This window comes from Nitrosopumilaceae archaeon (assembly GCA_035631875.1).
In the GTDB taxonomy this organism is placed as follows: domain Archaea; phylum Thermoproteota; class Nitrososphaeria; order Nitrososphaerales; family Nitrosopumilaceae; genus TA-20.
On sequence record DASQHX010000010.1, the window covers coordinates 1 to 17,140 of the forward strand.

The following is a 17,140-nucleotide window of genomic DNA, read 5'->3' on the forward strand; positions in this document are numbered from 1 at the left end:
TTACTCGGCCTTTGGTACTGGTGGACAGTTCGCAACTCCAGTATCAACCTCCACAGTTCTGAGCTCAAATGCTGTTTCTACCATATTTGGTCAATCTATAACATTTACAGCCACAGTCTCACCAAGTACAGCAACCGGAACAGTACAGTTCAATGATTCAAGTACGATACTTGGCACAGATGTAGTATCATCAGGTCATGCAACCTTTACCACATCATCATTATCCATAGGATCACACAACATTGTAGCAAAGTATCTTGGCGATGCAAATGATGCGGCAAGTACTAGTGCTCCATTGGCACAGACTGTAAACCAGGTAACCATCACTACAACAACCCTGACATCATCACAAAACCCATCAACCATCAGCCACTCTGTCACATTTACAGCAACAGTCTCACCAAGTACAGCAACCGGAACAGTACAGTTCAATGATTCAAGCACCAGCCCATCTACTATACTTGGTACAAGTACAATATTGTCTGGTCAGGCAACATTTACCACACAATCATTATCAATTGGTTCTCATAATATTGTCGCAAAATATCTTGGCGATGCAAATGATGCTCCAAGTACAAGTACATTCACGCAAACTGTAAACCAGATCAGCATATCTACTACCACAACAACACTCGCATCATCACAAAACCCATCAACCATCAGCCACTCTGTCACATTTACAGCAACAGTCTCACCAAGTACAGCAACTGGAACAGTACAGTTCAATGATTCAAGTACGATACTTGGCACAGGTGTAGTATCATCAGGTCATGCAACCTTTACCACATCATCATTATCCATAGGCTCACACAACATTGTAGCAAAGTATCTTGGTGATGCAAATGATGCGACAAGCAATTCGTCTGCACTAACACAAACAGTAAACCAAATCACCACTACAACAGCTGTAGTATCATCATCAGCCAACCCATCATCATTTGGACAATCAGTTTCATTTACTGTAACTATCACACCAAACACTGCAACTGGCACCGTACAGTTTGCAATTGATGGAGTAAACACTGGCTCTCCAGTTACACTATCAGGCGGCACTGCTACCATTAGCTCATCTTCATTATCGGTAGGAACTCATACCATAACTGCTGCATATTCTGGTGACACAAATGACATTCCTAGTAGCAGCGCATTAACACAGATCATAAACCAGATTACATTAACTACTACCGCAACAACCCTCACATCATCACAAAACCCATCAACCATAGGCAGTTCTGTCACATTTACAGCCACAGTCTCACCAAGTACAGCAACAGGAACAGTACAGTTCAATGATTCAAGTACGATACTTGGCACAGGTGTAGTATCATCAGGTCATGCAACCTTTACCACATCATCATTATCAGCAGGCTCACACAACATTGTAGCAAAGTATCTTGGTGACACAAATGATGCGACAAGCACTAGTGCTCAATTGGCACAGACTGTAAACCAGGTTACCATCACCAGCAGCACAATTTCATTGAGCTCAAACACCACTTCTACAATATTTGGTCACTCTGTCACATTTACAGCAACAGTCTCACCAAGTACCGCAACTGGCACTGTACAATTATTACTTAGTGGAACCAACTTTGGTTCTCCAGTAGCATTGTCAGGTGGTCAGGCAATATTTACTACGTCTTCTATACCTGTAGGAACATATTCTTTAACTGCATCATATTCTGGCAATACCAACTTTGGTCCTAGTACCTCAAACTCTGTTCCAATTTCTACTATCATAACCATTGGAGGTTCAGGTTCAACTCCAGGAAGTGTAGGTGGTAATAATGATGACAACGATGAAAAGAACTCTGATAATGATAAAAACAATGGTAATCACAATGATGAAAAGAATTCTGATAAGGGGGATAACAATGATGAAAAGAACTCTGATAATGATAAAAACAATGGTAATCACAATGGTGAAAAGAATTCTGATGATGGAAATGGTGAGCATGGAGAAAATGGCAAATCCAAACAAAAACAAAATCACTCTGGTGATAAACACGGAGACGACTAGAACAATCTAAAAAATGAATAGAGTTTGCCTATTTTATTATAATTGCATTTTCTCTAGTTAAATTATACTACTTTTTATCATCAATAATTAGTGTTTTTACTACATAAGATACAATAATCATAAGTTTGTTAATCACCTTGACTTATGATAATAAAAAATTTTAAAGAGCTTGCTACAAATCAGGAAAAAAAAGATGCGTTACGTATTATAGAAGCAGGACTAGAAGCTGCATTGCCTGGTGATACGTTAAGAAAAATTGTAAAAAAAGACAGGCTAGTTATAGGTAAAAAGACTATATTGCTCTCAAAATATGCTAGAATTTTTGTTGTTGGATTTGGCAAGGCTGCAGATTCTATGGCAAAAGCAGTCTTTTCTCTAGCCAGAATTAATGGTGGCATTATAGTGATTCCATGTGGTACCCAGTCTGTATTGGTAAATAAAAAATTCAAGATTCTTTATGCTGGCCACCCAGTACCAAATAAACAGAGTGTTCATGCAGGAAAACAAATTGTAGAATTTTTAAAAAATAAAAGACCGTCTGATTTTATAATATTTTTAATATCTGGTGGAGGCTCTTCACTTGTTTCACTACCTGATGGCATATCACTTTTAGACAAAAAAATTACCACTAGTTTATTATTAAAATCAGGTGCAAACATACAAGAAATAAACTGTATAAGAAAACATCTCTCAAAAATTAAAGGAGGAAAACTGGCAGAAAGTCTCATATGTGATGCAGTATCGCTTGTAATGTCTGATGTTGTTGGTGATGACCTGTCAGATATTGCATCAGCGCCTACATATTTTGATAAGACCACCTTCAAAGATGCAGATAAAATATTAACAAAATATGGCCTTAAAAAACACATACCACAAGGTGTTCTAAAAAGATTAGATCTTGGAATTCATAATAAAATACCAGAGACTCCAAAATCTTCGAAAATAAAGAATCATATCATTGCTACAAACAATGACTGTCTTGATGTGATGATGCAAAGAGCACGACAGCTTGGATATACTGCAGGTATAATCCACTCTGTATCTGGTGATGTTACACTTGTTGCAAAAAATCTACTGCAATCATTTCCAATGAAAAAGCATTCTTGTCTTATTTTTGGTGGTGAGCCTACCGTTAAAGTAATAGGAAATGGAAAGGGAGGAAGAAACCAAGAGCTAGTCCTATCTATGTTTGGCAAGATTCAAAACAATAGAAAAAATATTGTAATTGCATCGTGTGGCACTGATGGAAAAGATGGAAATACTGATGCAAGTGGTGCAATCATGGAAATCTCAAAAGATATTCATGATATACGTAATTTTCTAAAAAACAACAATTCGTACTATTTTTTTAAAAAGCATAAAGGTCTGATATTTACTGGACCTACACACACAAATCTTATGGATATTGGTGTATTGTTAAGCAGACAATAGTTTTGTAGCAATGTTTTGTGATGGTTCGATTATTTCAAATTGAATCTGAATATTTCGTTGTTCTATTATCTGTTTTATGAAACTAATTCGTGATTCTATTAAATGATCATGATCTTGCTTTTTTCCAGTCAAGTGTTCATGCATTGATTTTAGATCAAGCATGATCTTTACGGTATCCCCATTTTTTATTATGATTCTACCGATTGCCCAAAAGATCCCAACATGAAGTGCAATGTATTTTGATTGCTCTTTTGATATTTTATCAAAATAGATCTCAGCATGATCTCGCGTCTGCTCAAACATTGTCTCATCATTTTTGATGACCCATGAGATCATTTTCTCATCACCATCAAAATAACAGAGATGATCCATATGTCAACCAAAAAGGCGTTGATTGTCTATATATTTTGAATATAGCACTGAATAATAAAAATGAAAACTTGATGGCGTGTTAGAGGCAAACTCTTTCTTCACTAATATGGTAGATGAATTAGTAGAGTTTTCTGAATATGACCCAGAGCTTGCAGAAGGTCTGAAATGGATAGATGGTGAAGCGCACAAACGTGGTCTGACATTTTATGAGATGGTCTTTCATGTATTGCATAGATATGATATTGATATCAAAGCAAAAGAATGGTTATCTACTAGAAACTAGTTTTATGTAATTCCGGAACAAATATCACTTAACAAATTGGGATTGTATTGTCCTGCAGATGTTTTGATATCTGATCTATGAATTACTTTACAAATAATGTCAGGAAAGATAAACTCAGTAATAAGAAAAATGCTCAAAAGTAAAACTCCTATCACAATAATGATGCCAATTGGTATTTTCATTTAAATCACTTATTGTTGCCTTTTTTCTAGAGGTACGTATTCGCATCCTGACGGCCCGCAATATTTTCCCACATAGACTGCTTTTGGTCTGTAAAGCATTGGTTTTGGTGCAGCTTCGGCAAATTTTTCTTCAATGATATGAGCTGTCCATCCTGCAACTCTAGAGATTGCAAAAATTGGCGTATTCAAATCCATTGGAATTTTTAGCATATAGTAAGCAGATGCACTGTAAAGATCCACATTTGGAAAAATATCTGATCCTTTTACCTTTTTCATCTCTTCTTCTGTAATGTCTTCAACTTTTTTTGTAATTTTATACCAAGGGTCTCCTGTTTTTTCAGATAATCGTCTTGATAATTCTCTGAGCACTTCGGCACGCGGATCAAATGTCTTGTATACAGCATGACCCATTCCCATTATTTTTTTACCTTGAACAAGTTTTTCTTTAATCCATGGTTCAACGTTCTCTTCAGTCTTGATATCTAAAAGCATCTTCATTACTTGAAAATTAGCTCCGCCATGCAATTCACCGCTTAGTGCACCAATGGCAGCACTGACTGCAGCATACATGTGAGCACGTGTGGATGCAACTTCTCTTGCGGCAAAAGTAGATGCATTAAAACTATGTTCCGCATGTAAAATCAAACAAATGTCAAAAATTCTGGCAAATTCGTTATCTGGTATGTTTCCTGTAAGCATGTAAAGAAAATTAGCGGCATGGCTAAGATCTTTTGATGGTTGAATGATTTCCTTTCCATTGCGAATTCTGTCCCAGCATGATGTGATTATTGGTAGTTTGGAAATAAGATTAATGGCTCTGGCATAATTTGTAGGCCTATCATCTGATTTTTCATTGTCATATGCAGAAAGTATTGCCACAGAAGACTGCAAAACATCCATGGGGTTTGCTGTTTTTGGCAAATTCTTGAGGTTTTTCTCTAGACCTTCTGGGACTTCACGTGAAGTAACAAGTTTGTCATTAAATTCAGCAAGTACTGCTTTTGACGGAAGATCATCATTGAGTAACATGCATGCAGTTTCCTCAAATGTAGATTTTTTGACAAGGTCCAAAATGTCATATCCTCTGTAAATTAGTTTGCCATTTATGCCATCAATTGCAGAAATCTTTGTATCAGCTACCTCGATATTGCGAAGACCAATGTTTTTTGTTTGCACTAGTATTACTGCAAAAAATACGTATTAAAATTATACCATACTAAAACATGGTACAGCGTAACTAAATACAAATTTTAATCCTAAAATTTTCTTAACTTACTGTGCATTTTATTTTGTTTATTTTTACTAAAAATTCCCCAATTGGTTTTTGGTAGGAGAATTCCACTAATTTCTCATTGAGTAATTCTAAGAAAACATTAGCCGTTCCACTATCAAGCTCAGCAAATATGCTACTTAGATATTCTGGATGATCATAGCAATCAGGCAAATAAGACTGGAACTTTTCATATAGTATCCTAAAAACATCATGCAATAGTTTGGTGCTACCTATTTCAAGTAATGATTCTTCCAGGGCTAGACTTACGAGTGCTTTTTTTACCTTGTTTGCATCTGGAAACATCACTCCAGTATATGGAAATTTGCTAAAATGTTCTTGTCTTTTAGAAAAGTTACATACAGGAAAGCAGTCAAAAATTAAGCAGTTTGTCTAATCTGACAACTTTGTGCCATATAGCACAAATTTTCAAAAAAGATTGAAAATGAGTGAAATGGAAGACAGTTTCATAAAACTAGTTGATGAATTTGTCCTAGTTTCAAATGACCCCGAAGTTCTTGAAGAGATAGGTCAGCTTGACAGGGAATCAAGATTGCTTGGAATAACATTTTACGATATGTATTGTGTTGTTTTACAAGATGTGGCAGGACATCAAAATCTTGTGTCTCGATTCAAAATTTTCATGAATGCAAAGAAAACAGTTTGAATATTTTTGGTTTAAATGAGGGTCATTCTGCCTTGATAATTCTATGACAAGAACTAGTATAGTATGTGTTTCTCATAAAGAAGATGCAGATGGAATAGGTGCTGCTTCACTTGTTAGGCAAGCATTTGGTGGTGAAACAAAACTGGTTGACTATCCAGGTCTTATGACTGAGCTTGAACAGCTAAAAAATAACGACTCTCTGAAAACTTTGTATATTTGTGACCTGGGTCTAAGTAAAACTAATCAAGACCAATTTATTGAGTTGTTATCAGCTCTTAGAAAAAAACGAATTTCAATTACATATATTGATCACCATGATTTGGATGAAAATGTAAAAAAGAAAATCAAATCACTCAAAGTTAAACTAATTCATAACGTCAATGAATGCACTACAGTTCAGGTATATGATGCGTTTAAGAAAAAGATGACAGATCACAGCGCTTTTGTAGCTGCATGCTCTGCAATAACTGATTATATGGAAGATAGGCCATTGGGCTCAAAACTTCTTCAAAAATTTGATAGACAATTTGCTTTGCTTGAAGCGACTGTTCTCACATTTACTATTGTGAGCCACCAAAAAGACAGTGAATATCTGCTTTATCTTGTAGATGAACTAAGTGAGGCAAAATATCCGCATGACATTCCAAATGCCTTTGAATTTGCACGTTTACAGGCAGAAAAAATCTCTGGCGTGATTCAAAAAGTAAAAGATAACATGAAAACCATGAAAAATCTTGCATACATGGAGGTTACAGACTCTGGTGCAAGCATGGTTGTAAATTTTGTTTTAGGTATGTCAGGAAAAGATGTAGGAGTATCTTACAAATTAAGAGAAGACCATGGAATCTATGCTGTATCAGTTAGGGGTTCTAGAGCATCCAAGGTTCATCTTGGAAGAATCGTTAATGCACTGGCAACTGAACTTGGAGGCTCTGGCGGAGGACATGACAAGGCATGCGGTGCAGTCATACCAAAAGAAAAGATAACTCTTTTTCTAAAAAAATTTAATTCTAAATTGGCACATTGATTATAAAAAACTTGATTTTTTTAGAGTTTAAATCATTTCTGCTATCACATCGATTTCTACACATGAATTTAAGGGAAGGCTTGCAACTCCTATGGCTATTCTACTATGTTGTCCCTTTATTCCAAATATTTCAAAGATCAAGTCTGATGCAGCGTTAATTACTTTGGGCTGCTCAGTAAATTCTGGTGTAGAGTTGACAAATCCAGAAACTCTAATGATTCTTGAGATTTTATCCAAGCTTCCAAGCTCATTTTTAATCTGGGCAAGTGCATTTATTATGCAAAGTTTGGCCGCCTTTTGTGCATCCTCAATTGAAATCTCTTTTGACACCTTTCCCAAATATACTACCTTGCCATCTTTTATTGGAATTTGACCTGAGACAAACACAAGTTTGCCTGTGACAACAACAGGAACATAAGAGCCAGCTGGTTTTGGAGGACTAGGAAGAATGATACCAAGTAAAGCAAGTTTTTCGTCTATCATAAAATCTGATTTTATTGTATGGGTTTTAACTTTATCTTCATAAAATATGAAGACTGTACATCTATGAATTTTATAAAATAAACAATAACATACATAGAAAGTCAAAATCTTATATACCCCATCATAGGGTATGAATTCACTGAAATGAATAAAACAATTCTAAAAATTTCAAGTGCTGCGATATTTCTGATTTTAATATCATCATATGTAGGAACTAGTTCAAATGCATATGCAGTTTGGGGACATGGTATAACACATGGTCCATCATTTGGTCATATCTATGATTTTACCTATCATGACGGACTGAAAATCGATAGTCGTACTTTTGATATATCCAAATTCAGCCAAAGTATACCAACACAGACATTTTACGTTAACGTGCCATCAACAGTTACCTTAAAGGTATTTCATACTGATGGTGTACAATACCTAAATCATGTTGGACTTTACATAACTGCTAGTAACAATCCTACTGTTTACTCAAATGGTGAATGGATAGCATATGACAAAGGTGTTGGTTTGACAACACATGATCCTAACAAATTATTCAAATCAGTTACAGTTAGTACATCTACGCAAGGACACTACATGTATCTGACATTTAAGATAACTCCACAAGCACCAATGGGTACGTCAAACATCATTGTAAAAGCATGGGATTATAGAAATGCTCCAATCCAAAGTACTGTTAGTGGCGCATTACAGATTATAAAGTGGCAATCATCGCTAACCTGAAAATAACATCCTAATTCAAATAAAATATTAGAATTTTCTAAAATTTTAATTATTAAAACAGATTTGAAGATTTGCGTTTTTTCATAGAATCACATACGTAGACTATATTATGTTGTGAATAAAATGTTTAATATGGAAAAAAGACATCATCCAACCCAAAAAGATCTGGACGTATTGATGTCAAAATTGAATGCTCTTGAGGCTTCAGCAACTGATAACTTTCAAAAGTCACTTATTGGTGTGCTAAGGGTACTTGCTGAAAACCAATTACACTCTTTAAACGAATTTGATCACCTAAAGAAGGCAATTGATTTGCTCACACTGCAAATCTTCAAAGTTGAACGTAAAGCAGATTCATGATTCAAATGGATTTTGTAATTTATTTTAAAATGTTGCTAAATTGATAGCTGAAAGGCATTTAATAAAAGATTAAATTCAGGCTGACATTTTTTTGAAGCACATGAAAGAGCCTCACAATTATCGTAAAGTAGGGTATTCCATGATTGTAATCTCTGTTTCACTTACAGTCATTGGCTTGATCTCCTGGTCAATAGGAAGTAACTATCATTTTGGTACTGGACTTATGGCTGGGCAAGAAATTGATGCCATGACCACAAAACAAGGTTACAACATTGTCTCTTTTGATCATGCTGCGCCTGTAGGTGCAAAATTAAAGTTGCTTGATCATACTGATTCTATTAATGATACAAAAAAACTTCAAGACCAGTATCAACAAAATGCCAACGGATTACAAATTCTTGTATTTGGAAACTCTCGTGATAGTAATGTAGATTTGATGGCACATGCAGAAGTAGCAGCTTTTACTCCAGCACAAGGCTATAATATTATTTTCTTTAACAATGCAATGCCTGTTGGTGCAAAATTATCTATGAGTAAACATGATGATCATCTTGTTAATGCTACTGCGGACGAACAAACACAACAAGTAGCTAATAAGGATCCAGATGTTAATGTAATAATTTTTAGTCCTTCTTATGCAGATAATTTGAGGATGGTATTAGGTTCTGGCTCATCTACAGGTGGGGTTAATGCTTCATCTATAACACCTACACCGTCGGTGACCATGCCCAGTGTTTCTCCTGTTACTAACACTAATGCTACTATGAATAATGGCAATGAATCTGCAATAATCTCTCAAAAATTAAACAACACAAATAGTACTTTGCATCAAACAGGACAGCAGACAATGACATCAACTAATGTAAATCAAACCACTACAAATGGTACACACAAATCTGCAAACATTAATGAAAACTTGGCCATTACTACAAAATAATACTTGAAATAATTAAAGCAAATCTTCATCAATTTCTTCTATGGGATCTATGTATTGGATGCATGAACATTGTGGTATGAGGCATTTGCCTACTTTTGCAAAAGAGCGGTTTTTGTCTGATGGTTCATGAGCTTGATCAATGTGATGACACCTCTTGCAATTCATATACGAAAAGAAATTTTATCTTTTATTTAACATTTGAATTACACACAAATAACCAAACTAATCTTTGAATTATATGCAAGCAAATAACCTCATAAAAGAAACCAGCCCCTATCTTTTACAACATGCATACAATCCAGTAAAATGGTATACTTGGGGAGAAGAAGCGTTAAAAAAAGCAAAGGATGAAAATAAACCTATTTTTTTAAGCATTGGATATAGTGCATGTCACTGGTGCCATGTGATGGCACACGAATCATTTGAAAATGAAGATATTGCACAAATCATGAACGAAAATTTTGTTAATATCAAAGTAGATAGAGAAGAGCGTCCAGACATTGATGATATTTATCAAAAAGTTTGTCAGCTAACAACTGGCAGTGGAGGCTGGCCATTGAGTGTATTTCTTACTCCTGAACAAAAACCATTCTATGTTGGTACTTATTTTCCGCCATTGGACAACTATGGCAGACCTGGTTTTGGTAGTTTGCTTAGACAATTATCACAAGCTTGGAAAGAGAAACCCAATGATGTAGAATCTGCAACTGAGAATTTCATGAACGCACTGCAACAAACCGAATCAATATCTTTAGCAACAAAGCTAGAAAAAGCAATACTTGATGAGGCTGCATTGAACCTTCTTTCTATGGGTGACCCAATAAATGGAGGGTTTGGACAAGCTCCAAAGTTTCCTAATGCAGCAAATCTTTCTTTTATGTTAAGATACTCAAAACTTTCTGGAATTGCAAGATTTCAAGAGTTTGTTTTCAAAACACTAAACAAGATGGCAAATGGTGGAATTTATGATCACCTAGGCGGTGGATTTCACAGATATTCTACAGACTCTCGATGGCTTGTTCCGCATTTTGAAAAGATGCTATATGATAATGCACTCTTACCAATAGTTTATGCAGAGGCATATCAAATTACTAAAGACACAAGATATCTTGAGGTTGTAAATCAGACTTTGCAATACGTATTACGTGATATGACTTCATCTGATGGAGGATTTTATTCTGCACAGGATGCAGATTCAGAAGGTGAAGAAGGTAAATTTTATGTTTGGAAGAAAAATGAGATCCAAGAAATCATAGGCAAGGATGCTGATATTTTTTGTCTTTATTTTGATGTAGTTGATGGTGGAAATTTTGAAGGCCATACAATATTACATAATAACATCAATATTTCCACGGTGGCATTTCAATTTGGTAAAACGGAGCAAGAAGTAAAAGAGGTCATACAAAAATGCTCTGAAAAACTCTTTGAAATACGTTCAAAACGAGTAGCGCCAGGAAAAGATGAAAAAATCCTTACAAGCTGGAATGCACTTATGATATCTGCGTTTGTCAAGGGATTTAGAATTTCAGGGCAAACAAGATTTTTAGAAATTGCAGAAAAATGTGTGAACTTTATACAAAAAAATCTCACAAAAAATGGTGAGCTTTTAAGAACACATAAAGACGGACAGGCAAAGCTCAAGGCATATCTTGATGACTATGCCTATTTTACAAATGCGCTTTTAGACCTCTTTGAAACAAATCCAGATAAAAAATATCTCGAACTTGCAATTTATTATGCAAATTATTTACTTGAACATTTTTGGGATGAGGATGAAAAAAACTTTTTTTTCACTGCAGACAATCATGAACAATTAATTATTCGAACAAAAAACATTTACGATCTATCTCTCCCATCAGGAAATTCCGTTGCAGCAAACACATTTCTAAGACTCTATCATATTACACAAAACATCAAGTATCTTGATGTTTCAGTTAAGATAATGGAATCACTTTCAACAATGGCGGCAGAAAATCCGTTTGGATTTGGGCAACTTTTAATTGCAATGTATCTCTATTTGCAAAAACCAACTGAGATCACTTTACTAAATAAAGAAAATGATGAGATTTATGTAAATCTGACTAGACGATTTCTGCCAGAATCCATACTGGTGACAATTCTAAAGGAAGAATATTTGGAAGACCTACAAAACTATCCGTTTTTTGCAGGAAAAGAATATGACAAAACAAGAACTAAGGTTTTTGTATGTAAAAATTTCACATGCTCATTACCACTTTATTCGTTAACTGAAATAGAAAAACTACTTTAAACTTTTAATATTTATCTCTAATTTTTGTCCAACACTTGGGCTGCCCATCTTTTCATATCTGCGTTTTGGCATGATGATTGTTATCGCAGTCTGTGCGTAACTTTTTATTGCTATTGTTGGCTGGGATTGAAGTATTGCTTCAATAAATGGAGCTATTTGTTCTCTGAGTTCTGGCTCTAGTTTGTTATTTATCGCATCAAGCATGAGCTGTTTTTGTGACATGGGTTCTGTTTGTACGTCTTCAACAAGTGATAATTGAACTGTCTGACCGTTGTCTACAAGCTGTTGAATTTGATAATGAATTACTTCTGACATGTATGATCCTAAATAGTGTAGGAATTTATCTCTAACGTAAATAAACTATACTTTGGCATCTAAAATGCCTTTTTTAATTTGAGCTGTTCTGTGTTTAATTATTTGATGAAATTCTTGAATATCATCAAGACTTGGTTTTTGTTTCTGGTTTGCATAAGCTTGTAAAAAACCTGAATATACACAACCAATTATTATTCCAAAAGTCGTGACTGTAATGTCTTTAACATCAGGGGCATATTCTTGTGCAAACTGTTTGTAAGAAGAAGCTTCGTTGATATAGTAATCTATAAGATTAATGATGAAATCTTTGGTTGTTGCAGGGATAGCCAATAATTAAGATTTCAAACTATCGTTTATAATGTTTGATTTTAAAGAAAACGAACAAAAATTCTAGTGCATTCATCATGATATCATGTAATTAGAGAAAATACTAACATAATGTTGACCTAGTTTCTTTTTAGATTGATCGCAGACTCTTTGTCATGCCTATAGAAATCAATAGAATAAACAAAGAGTGCCCTCAGTGTAAGAACTCTACTATGTTTAATACTGGTAAGGGTTATTTTTGCGGAAAATGCTTGAGCACAACTCAAATGGCTTAATTATTATTCATTTTTACCTAACAAATATGCAATGGAGGCTTGAGCGAGAAGGAGATTATTTTCGAATCTTTGATGAGAACAAAAACATAGCCGGATATTTTGCTCCAGAGTATGGCGATATATTTCCACAAGAAAAAATTGACGATGTAATTGAGGAAATGCATAAAAAACACGAAAAAATCCCAGGTGGATACCTATTACTTCCTATGATAAAATTTGGGATATTTAGTCTTGATAATGAAATAGAAATGGATTATCTTGAAGCAAGAATAGATGAAGTAAGAGATAGAATTGTGTGGTGGCAAAAATTTATTGCATCTCAAAAAAACCATAGTCATAAAATCCGCGTATCTCATACAGACCCAGATATGTTAAGTATTACCTTTCCAATCTCGTTTGCTGTTCCGATTCCTTTAGAAAAAAATGCTTTACTTGATGAGCTGCGATCTACATTTGATGTATTAAATAATCAAGGTTTGCTGTAGTAATTTTATTATAAAAAAGCTACTCTGAATTGGTTTTGGCTTTGTAAAATGAATCAAGAGCTCTTGATTCATAGTTAAATGCCTGTTCTAAGAGTTGATCAGATCTGATCTTAGTAGAATTATCCCCTGTCTGAATCCATTCTTTTAAGAGTTTATCACTATCAAGTTGAGCTTGAGTAGAAAGTTTGAATAATTCTAAAGAAGGTGCAAAAGGCTCTGGCGGCTTTAGATTATTGTATTTTGATAATATGTTGTTTAGAACAGATGTATGTGTATCTGAAATTTGTAATATGTCATGCTTTGTTATGTTTCCATTTTGATATTGTATTATTTTTGCATCATAGTTGGCAGTTTCATTTTTGAGATCATTTTGCAATTGTGCAAGACTGTCACCAAAACTCTGACCTGATATTTTTGCCTGATCAAGATTATAATTGAACATGATGACTAGACCAATTATTATCACTCCTGCAACAATTGCCATGTGCATCTTTCTTTTTGGATTTGGAATTTTCTTCTTCTTCAACAATGTTGGTAATTTCAGATATGAAATAAATCTATTCTAAAAAACATGAACTTTTTTGAAAGAGGCTAGTCAATATATGTTCCTTCAGCGTCCGCCTTGAGCTCTATTATCAATACGCTTCCACTTATGTATGAGTCATTTCTTACCGTTCGAACGCGTCCCACTTCCAAATGATATGGCCAAATGTCTACTACAATAGTTCCAATCTTTACATCAGAGGGAGCATCAGTAATGACAATATCTTCTTTTTTTATTCCATAATCTACAAGCTTTTTTATACAATGATTAAGTAACGGTTCTGGCAATCCATGATTTATTGCCCAAACAGTACCTTCGTATTCAATTTTTTCCAATTTCTGATAAGTTAATTCACTTCTATAATTATCCTTCGAAAAATGATCGTCGCTAAATTTTGACTAAAAAACAAAATTATGTTTTTATAAAATATGATTCTAACAATACTCTGATTTCTTTAATTTGTTATTGATTTACAACATTTAGCGTCATTGTACTTATGACTCTTGGCATACTTCGTATTTTAAGAGAAATTGCCTTGTCAAAGTTTTCTTGCGTATCTGCCTCCATCTCAATTATGATATCGTATGCTCCAAATGTCACAAACGCATTCTTTACTTGTGGAATCCTCTTTAGTTCTTCTACAACGTATTCTTCCGCTCCTAGATCACAATTAAGTAGAATGTATCCTCTATGCACAAATTCATTTCAAATTAGTTCTTACTTAACTTTTGTCTATTATTTTTAAAAAGCCAACGAAGGGATTTGGACCCTCGACCTTCTGATTACAAGTCAGATGCTCTAGCCAGGCTGAGCTACGTTGGCATTAAGTAAGAGGAAAGTTAGGGTGGTTTAAAATGTTATTACATTGACAAGTTAATAGATGATGTATTAAAAAATAATTAGCGTAACAACTATTTAATATCAAAAATCAATAACACTAGTGAAAAAAGACAATATTTCAATTATACATGTAGATAGAAATCTTGTTTTGCAAAAAAAGAAGTATTTTGTAGGTAATGTATTACTACACGACATTTCACGTATAATTAAATCACTTGAACAAAAAATATACCATGTAACTTTCCAAAAAGGCGCTAAAACTAAATTGCATTACCATGAGGCAGGGCAGACGCTAATTGTGATTGAAGGTAGGGGAATACTTGTCACATATGAGAAAATTAGAGGTACTATAAAAACAGGCTTGAAAATTAGGCAGTTTTCAAAAACTCTCCTTAAAAAAGGAGATGTTGTCTACATTCCAAAACATACTTTACATGTACATGGTTCTATAAATAAAAAACAAAAATTTTCCCATATTGCAATTAATTCCTTTACCTCTGCAGGGCTAGAAGCAAAAACGATATGGTTTGATTCAGATTTGGAAACTTTTGCAAAGAACATATCATAACGATATTACGACTACAAGAATCGTGTTATATTCAAAAGTTCATTATCTGGATGCTGTAGCAATCAAAACATCCCATGGAAATTCTATCTTTTCATTTTTAATAAATTGAGAAGTGTTTTGCTCTGCTTCTTTTTTTATTGCATCAACTATTTCAATTCCCTTAGTTTTAATTTTTTGCCAAATTGAATTTGCGGTAGAATTCATGTAATCTGTCCAATATTCCTCAAAGTTGCCTATATGATAAGCAAAAGTGAATTTCATTATTTTTATATCTACAAATCCTACTGTGCCTATTTCATTTTTCAAATCTTCCGGATCACCAAATCTGTGAACCGTTGGAGTTCCTTTTACTCTTATGTCTGGAATATGGTGTAGAATTGAATTCATTATACAACTAAAATATGGTACACCTGACTGTGTTCCATGAACTGCTATTGCTATTCTGCCATCTTTTTTCATAATATTTCTAATTGATTTTAGTACTTTGTATACATCTGGAAAAAACATCAAACCATACTGACAAACTATTTTGTCAAAATTTACATGAAAGCCAAGATTTTCTGCATCCATCTCAATAAAATCTGTATTTTTAAATTGAATTGATTTTTGTGCAATACCTAACGCTATTCGTGAGATATCTATTCCAACAAGATTTCCTGAATTCCCAAGTAGGCGTGAAATTTCTTTTGAAACTACACCAGTTCCACATGCTACATCTAATACAGAATCACTAGGTTTGATTTCTGCAGCTTTTACCAATTCTTTTGTAGATTTAAAAGGTCCAGCATCACTATTTGCCCAATTATTATGATATTGGGACGCAACAGTATTCCAATTTGCTCTAGTATTGATTTTGTATTCAATTGGATTAAACGTTGAACTCATAATTGTTTTGATAATATTATTAAAGTTAATCCTTTCTGATCAAAATATTGTTGAACTTTAGTTTATAATTTCAGAGGTATTGAGAAGATATGTATGTTTTTTTGATTAAACAAAATCAGAATAGCCAAAGCTTAAATTAATTACAATTAAACAAATCACATGACATTTTTCAAAGTGAATGTGACAATAGAAAATAAACCAGAAATAAGTGATCCTGAAGGCGATACTATATTAAATGACTTGGTTCTAAAAGATCATAACGTTTCTGTGAAAAAGGTTCGCTCTGCAAAGACACTCAAATTTGATGTAGATGCAAAAAACCGAAAGATTGCTGAAAAAATTGTAATGGATTTATGTAATGAATTTAGAATTTATAATCCACTTGTAAGTAAAGTATCTGTTGAAAGTTTTGATGCCTAACTACTTTTTACTACCTTACGGTTAAGGGCAGTGGTATCCTCAAGGGCCCCATCTATCAACAGTTTACTTCGTAAGTATTTTGCCAAGTCTGTTTCAGTTATGATTCCAACAAGATTCCCATTCTCAAGAACAAGGAGTCTACGAATATTTTTATTAATCATTTTTTGAACTGCATCCTCTATTGGAGTCATAGGTTCTACCCATCGAAAATTATGTGACATTATTTCAGAGAGAGGCACGTCTGAACTTTTCCTATCTGAAGTTGAGACTTTACGAGCAAGGTCTCTTTCTGTAACCAATCCTATCGGGGTGCCGTCTTTTATAACTACAAGGGAGCTGATTTCTTTTTCTGCAAGTAAAAATGCGACATCTTTTGCAGTCTTGTCATGTTCTATGGTAATCACGTTACGTACCATGATGTCACGTACTTGACCCATAGCTAGTA

Annotated in this window: 25 protein-coding genes and 1 tRNA gene; 12 read left to right on the plus strand and 14 right to left on the minus strand. The window is 34.2% G+C overall.

Annotation, left to right across the window (positions count from 1 at the left end; genetic code table 11):
• Together VEU72_04880 and VEU72_04885 are read left to right on the plus strand one after the other, a co-directional pair.
• Nucleotides 1-2,020, plus strand: a 2,020-nt coding sequence (locus VEU72_04880; protein ID HYL66467.1) for an Ig-like domain repeat protein, incomplete at its 5' end; no start/stop codon positions are given.
• 144 nt (nt 2,021-2,164) lie between these two features.
• Nucleotides 2,165-3,451, plus strand: coding sequence for a DUF4147 domain-containing protein (locus tag VEU72_04885; protein ID HYL66468.1), 1,287 nt, complete (start codon nt 2,165-2,167; stop codon nt 3,449-3,451).
• Here the strand turns inward: VEU72_04885 and VEU72_04890 are convergent.
• Nucleotides 3,437-3,787: a hypothetical protein gene (locus tag VEU72_04890; GenBank protein HYL66469.1), complete on the minus strand. Its 351-nt coding sequence runs from the start codon at nt 3,785-3,787 to the stop codon at nt 3,437-3,439. The two genes, VEU72_04885 and VEU72_04890, sit on opposite strands and share 15 nt — an antisense overlap.
• 142 nt (nt 3,788-3,929) lie before the next feature.
• On the opposite strand from VEU72_04890, the gene VEU72_04895 reads away from it, so the two are divergent.
• On the plus strand, nt 3,930-4,106 hold the full coding sequence (locus tag VEU72_04895; GenBank protein ID HYL66470.1) for a hypothetical protein: 177 nt from the start codon (nt 3,930-3,932) through the stop codon (nt 4,104-4,106).
• 2 nt (nt 4,107-4,108) lie between these two features.
• Here the strand turns inward: VEU72_04895 and VEU72_04900 are convergent, their stop codons facing one another.
• The 3 genes from VEU72_04900 to VEU72_04910 form a co-directional block, all read right to left on the minus strand.
• On the minus strand, nt 4,109-4,288 hold the full coding sequence (locus tag VEU72_04900) for a hypothetical protein (GenBank protein ID HYL66471.1): 180 nt from the start codon (nt 4,286-4,288) through the stop codon (nt 4,109-4,111).
• 9 nt (nt 4,289-4,297) lie between these two features.
• Nucleotides 4,298-5,464 carry a citrate/2-methylcitrate synthase gene (locus VEU72_04905; GenBank protein HYL66472.1) on the minus strand — a complete coding sequence of 389 codons (1,167 nt, stop codon included), beginning with the start codon at nt 5,462-5,464 and terminating at the stop codon, nt 4,298-4,300.
• A 91-nt stretch (nt 5,465-5,555) separates the two neighbouring features.
• Nucleotides 5,556-5,864 carry a hypothetical protein gene (locus tag VEU72_04910; GenBank protein HYL66473.1) on the minus strand — a complete coding sequence of 103 codons (309 nt, stop codon included), beginning with the start codon at nt 5,862-5,864 and terminating at the stop codon, nt 5,556-5,558.
• A 139-nt stretch (nt 5,865-6,003) separates the two neighbouring features.
• Here VEU72_04910 and VEU72_04915 point away from each other — a divergent pair, with 139 nt between their 5' ends.
• Nucleotides 6,004-6,225, plus strand: coding sequence for a hypothetical protein (locus VEU72_04915; protein ID HYL66474.1), 222 nt, complete (start codon nt 6,004-6,006; stop codon nt 6,223-6,225).
• 43 nt (nt 6,226-6,268) lie between these two features.
• Nucleotides 6,269-7,252, plus strand: coding sequence for a DHH family phosphoesterase (locus VEU72_04920; GenBank protein ID HYL66475.1), 984 nt, complete (start codon nt 6,269-6,271; stop codon nt 7,250-7,252).
• Nucleotides 7,253-7,279: 27 nt separating this feature from the next.
• Here the strand turns inward: VEU72_04920 and VEU72_04925 are convergent, their stop codons facing one another.
• Nucleotides 7,280-7,735 carry a RidA family protein gene (locus tag VEU72_04925; protein HYL66476.1) on the minus strand — a complete coding sequence of 152 codons (456 nt, stop codon included), beginning with the start codon at nt 7,733-7,735 and terminating at the stop codon, nt 7,280-7,282.
• A 144-nt stretch (nt 7,736-7,879) separates the two neighbouring features.
• On the opposite strand from VEU72_04925, the gene VEU72_04930 reads away from it, so the two are divergent.
• The 3 genes from VEU72_04930 (at nt 7,880) to VEU72_04940 (ending at nt 9,767) form a co-directional block, all read left to right on the plus strand.
• Nucleotides 7,880-8,470 (plus strand): hypothetical protein, encoded by a 591-nt coding sequence (locus VEU72_04930; protein ID HYL66477.1) that lies wholly within the window; start codon nt 7,880-7,882, stop codon nt 8,468-8,470.
• A gap of 132 nt (nt 8,471-8,602) precedes the next feature.
• On the plus strand, nt 8,603-8,830 hold the full coding sequence (locus VEU72_04935; protein HYL66478.1) for a hypothetical protein: 228 nt from the start codon (nt 8,603-8,605) through the stop codon (nt 8,828-8,830).
• 100 nt (nt 8,831-8,930) lie between these two features.
• Entirely contained in the window at nt 8,931-9,767 is an 837-nt protein-coding gene (locus VEU72_04940; GenBank protein HYL66479.1) for a hypothetical protein, read from the plus strand.
• A 12-nt stretch (nt 9,768-9,779) separates the two neighbouring features.
• On the opposite strand, the gene VEU72_04945 is transcribed toward VEU72_04940, so the two are convergent.
• Nucleotides 9,780-9,932 carry a hypothetical protein gene (locus VEU72_04945; GenBank protein ID HYL66480.1) on the minus strand — a complete coding sequence of 51 codons (153 nt, stop codon included), beginning with the start codon at nt 9,930-9,932 and terminating at the stop codon, nt 9,780-9,782.
• A gap of 73 nt (nt 9,933-10,005) precedes the next feature.
• Between VEU72_04945 and VEU72_04950 the strand changes: the two genes are divergently transcribed.
• The gene (locus tag VEU72_04950) at nt 10,006-12,036 is read left to right on the plus strand and encodes a thioredoxin domain-containing protein (GenBank protein HYL66481.1); all 2,031 of its coding nucleotides are present in this window, start codon (nt 10,006-10,008) and stop codon (nt 12,034-12,036) included.
• Here VEU72_04950 and VEU72_04955 read toward each other — a convergent pair.
• Both VEU72_04955 and VEU72_04960 read right to left on the minus strand, forming a co-directional pair.
• Entirely contained in the window at nt 12,028-12,351 is a 324-nt protein-coding gene (locus VEU72_04955) for a hypothetical protein (protein HYL66482.1), read from the minus strand. The genes VEU72_04950 and VEU72_04955 overlap by 9 nt on opposite strands.
• A gap of 45 nt (nt 12,352-12,396) precedes the next feature.
• The gene (locus VEU72_04960; GenBank protein ID HYL66483.1) at nt 12,397-12,681 is read right to left on the minus strand and encodes a hypothetical protein; all 285 of its coding nucleotides are present in this window, start codon (nt 12,679-12,681) and stop codon (nt 12,397-12,399) included.
• 298 nt (nt 12,682-12,979) lie between these two features.
• On the opposite strand from VEU72_04960, the gene VEU72_04965 reads away from it, so the two are divergent.
• A complete protein-coding gene (locus tag VEU72_04965; GenBank protein HYL66484.1) occupies nt 12,980-13,438 on the plus strand; it encodes a hypothetical protein in 459 nt (152 codons plus the stop codon).
• A 19-nt stretch (nt 13,439-13,457) separates the two neighbouring features.
• Here VEU72_04965 and VEU72_04970 read toward each other — a convergent pair whose 3' ends face one another.
• From VEU72_04970 to VEU72_04985, 4 genes are all read right to left on the minus strand, one after another.
• Complete coding sequence (locus VEU72_04970; protein ID HYL66485.1) at nt 13,458-13,964, minus strand: hypothetical protein; 507 nt, start codon at nt 13,962-13,964, stop codon at nt 13,458-13,460.
• A gap of 65 nt (nt 13,965-14,029) precedes the next feature.
• Nucleotides 14,030-14,317: a hypothetical protein gene (locus tag VEU72_04975; protein ID HYL66486.1), complete on the minus strand. Its 288-nt coding sequence runs from the start codon at nt 14,315-14,317 to the stop codon at nt 14,030-14,032.
• Nucleotides 14,318-14,444: 127 nt separating this feature from the next.
• Nucleotides 14,445-14,678 carry an Lrp/AsnC ligand binding domain-containing protein gene (locus tag VEU72_04980; protein ID HYL66487.1) on the minus strand — a complete coding sequence of 78 codons (234 nt, stop codon included), beginning with the start codon at nt 14,676-14,678 and terminating at the stop codon, nt 14,445-14,447.
• Between the two features lie 51 nt (nt 14,679-14,729).
• Nucleotides 14,730-14,804: transfer RNA gene (locus tag VEU72_04985), tRNA-Thr, on the minus strand.
• Nucleotides 14,805-14,922: 118 nt separating this feature from the next.
• Between VEU72_04985 and VEU72_04990 the strand changes: the two genes are divergently transcribed.
• Nucleotides 14,923-15,390, plus strand: a complete 468-nt coding sequence (locus VEU72_04990) for a cupin domain-containing protein (GenBank protein ID HYL66488.1) — start codon at nt 14,923-14,925, stop codon at nt 15,388-15,390.
• Between the two features lie 42 nt (nt 15,391-15,432).
• Here the strand turns inward: VEU72_04990 and VEU72_04995 are convergent, their stop codons facing one another.
• Entirely contained in the window at nt 15,433-16,275 is an 843-nt protein-coding gene (locus tag VEU72_04995; protein ID HYL66489.1) for a methyltransferase domain-containing protein, read from the minus strand.
• Between the two features lie 159 nt (nt 16,276-16,434).
• On the opposite strand from VEU72_04995, the gene VEU72_05000 reads away from it, so the two are divergent.
• Nucleotides 16,435-16,695 carry a phosphoribosylformylglycinamidine synthase subunit PurS gene (locus tag VEU72_05000; GenBank protein ID HYL66490.1) on the plus strand — a complete coding sequence of 87 codons (261 nt, stop codon included), beginning with the start codon at nt 16,435-16,437 and terminating at the stop codon, nt 16,693-16,695.
• Here the strand turns inward: VEU72_05000 and VEU72_05005 are convergent.
• Complete coding sequence (locus tag VEU72_05005) at nt 16,692-17,132, minus strand: CBS domain-containing protein (protein HYL66491.1); 441 nt, start codon at nt 17,130-17,132, stop codon at nt 16,692-16,694. The two genes, VEU72_05000 and VEU72_05005, sit on opposite strands and share 4 nt — an antisense overlap.
• Nucleotides 17,133-17,140 lie beyond the last annotated feature (8 nt).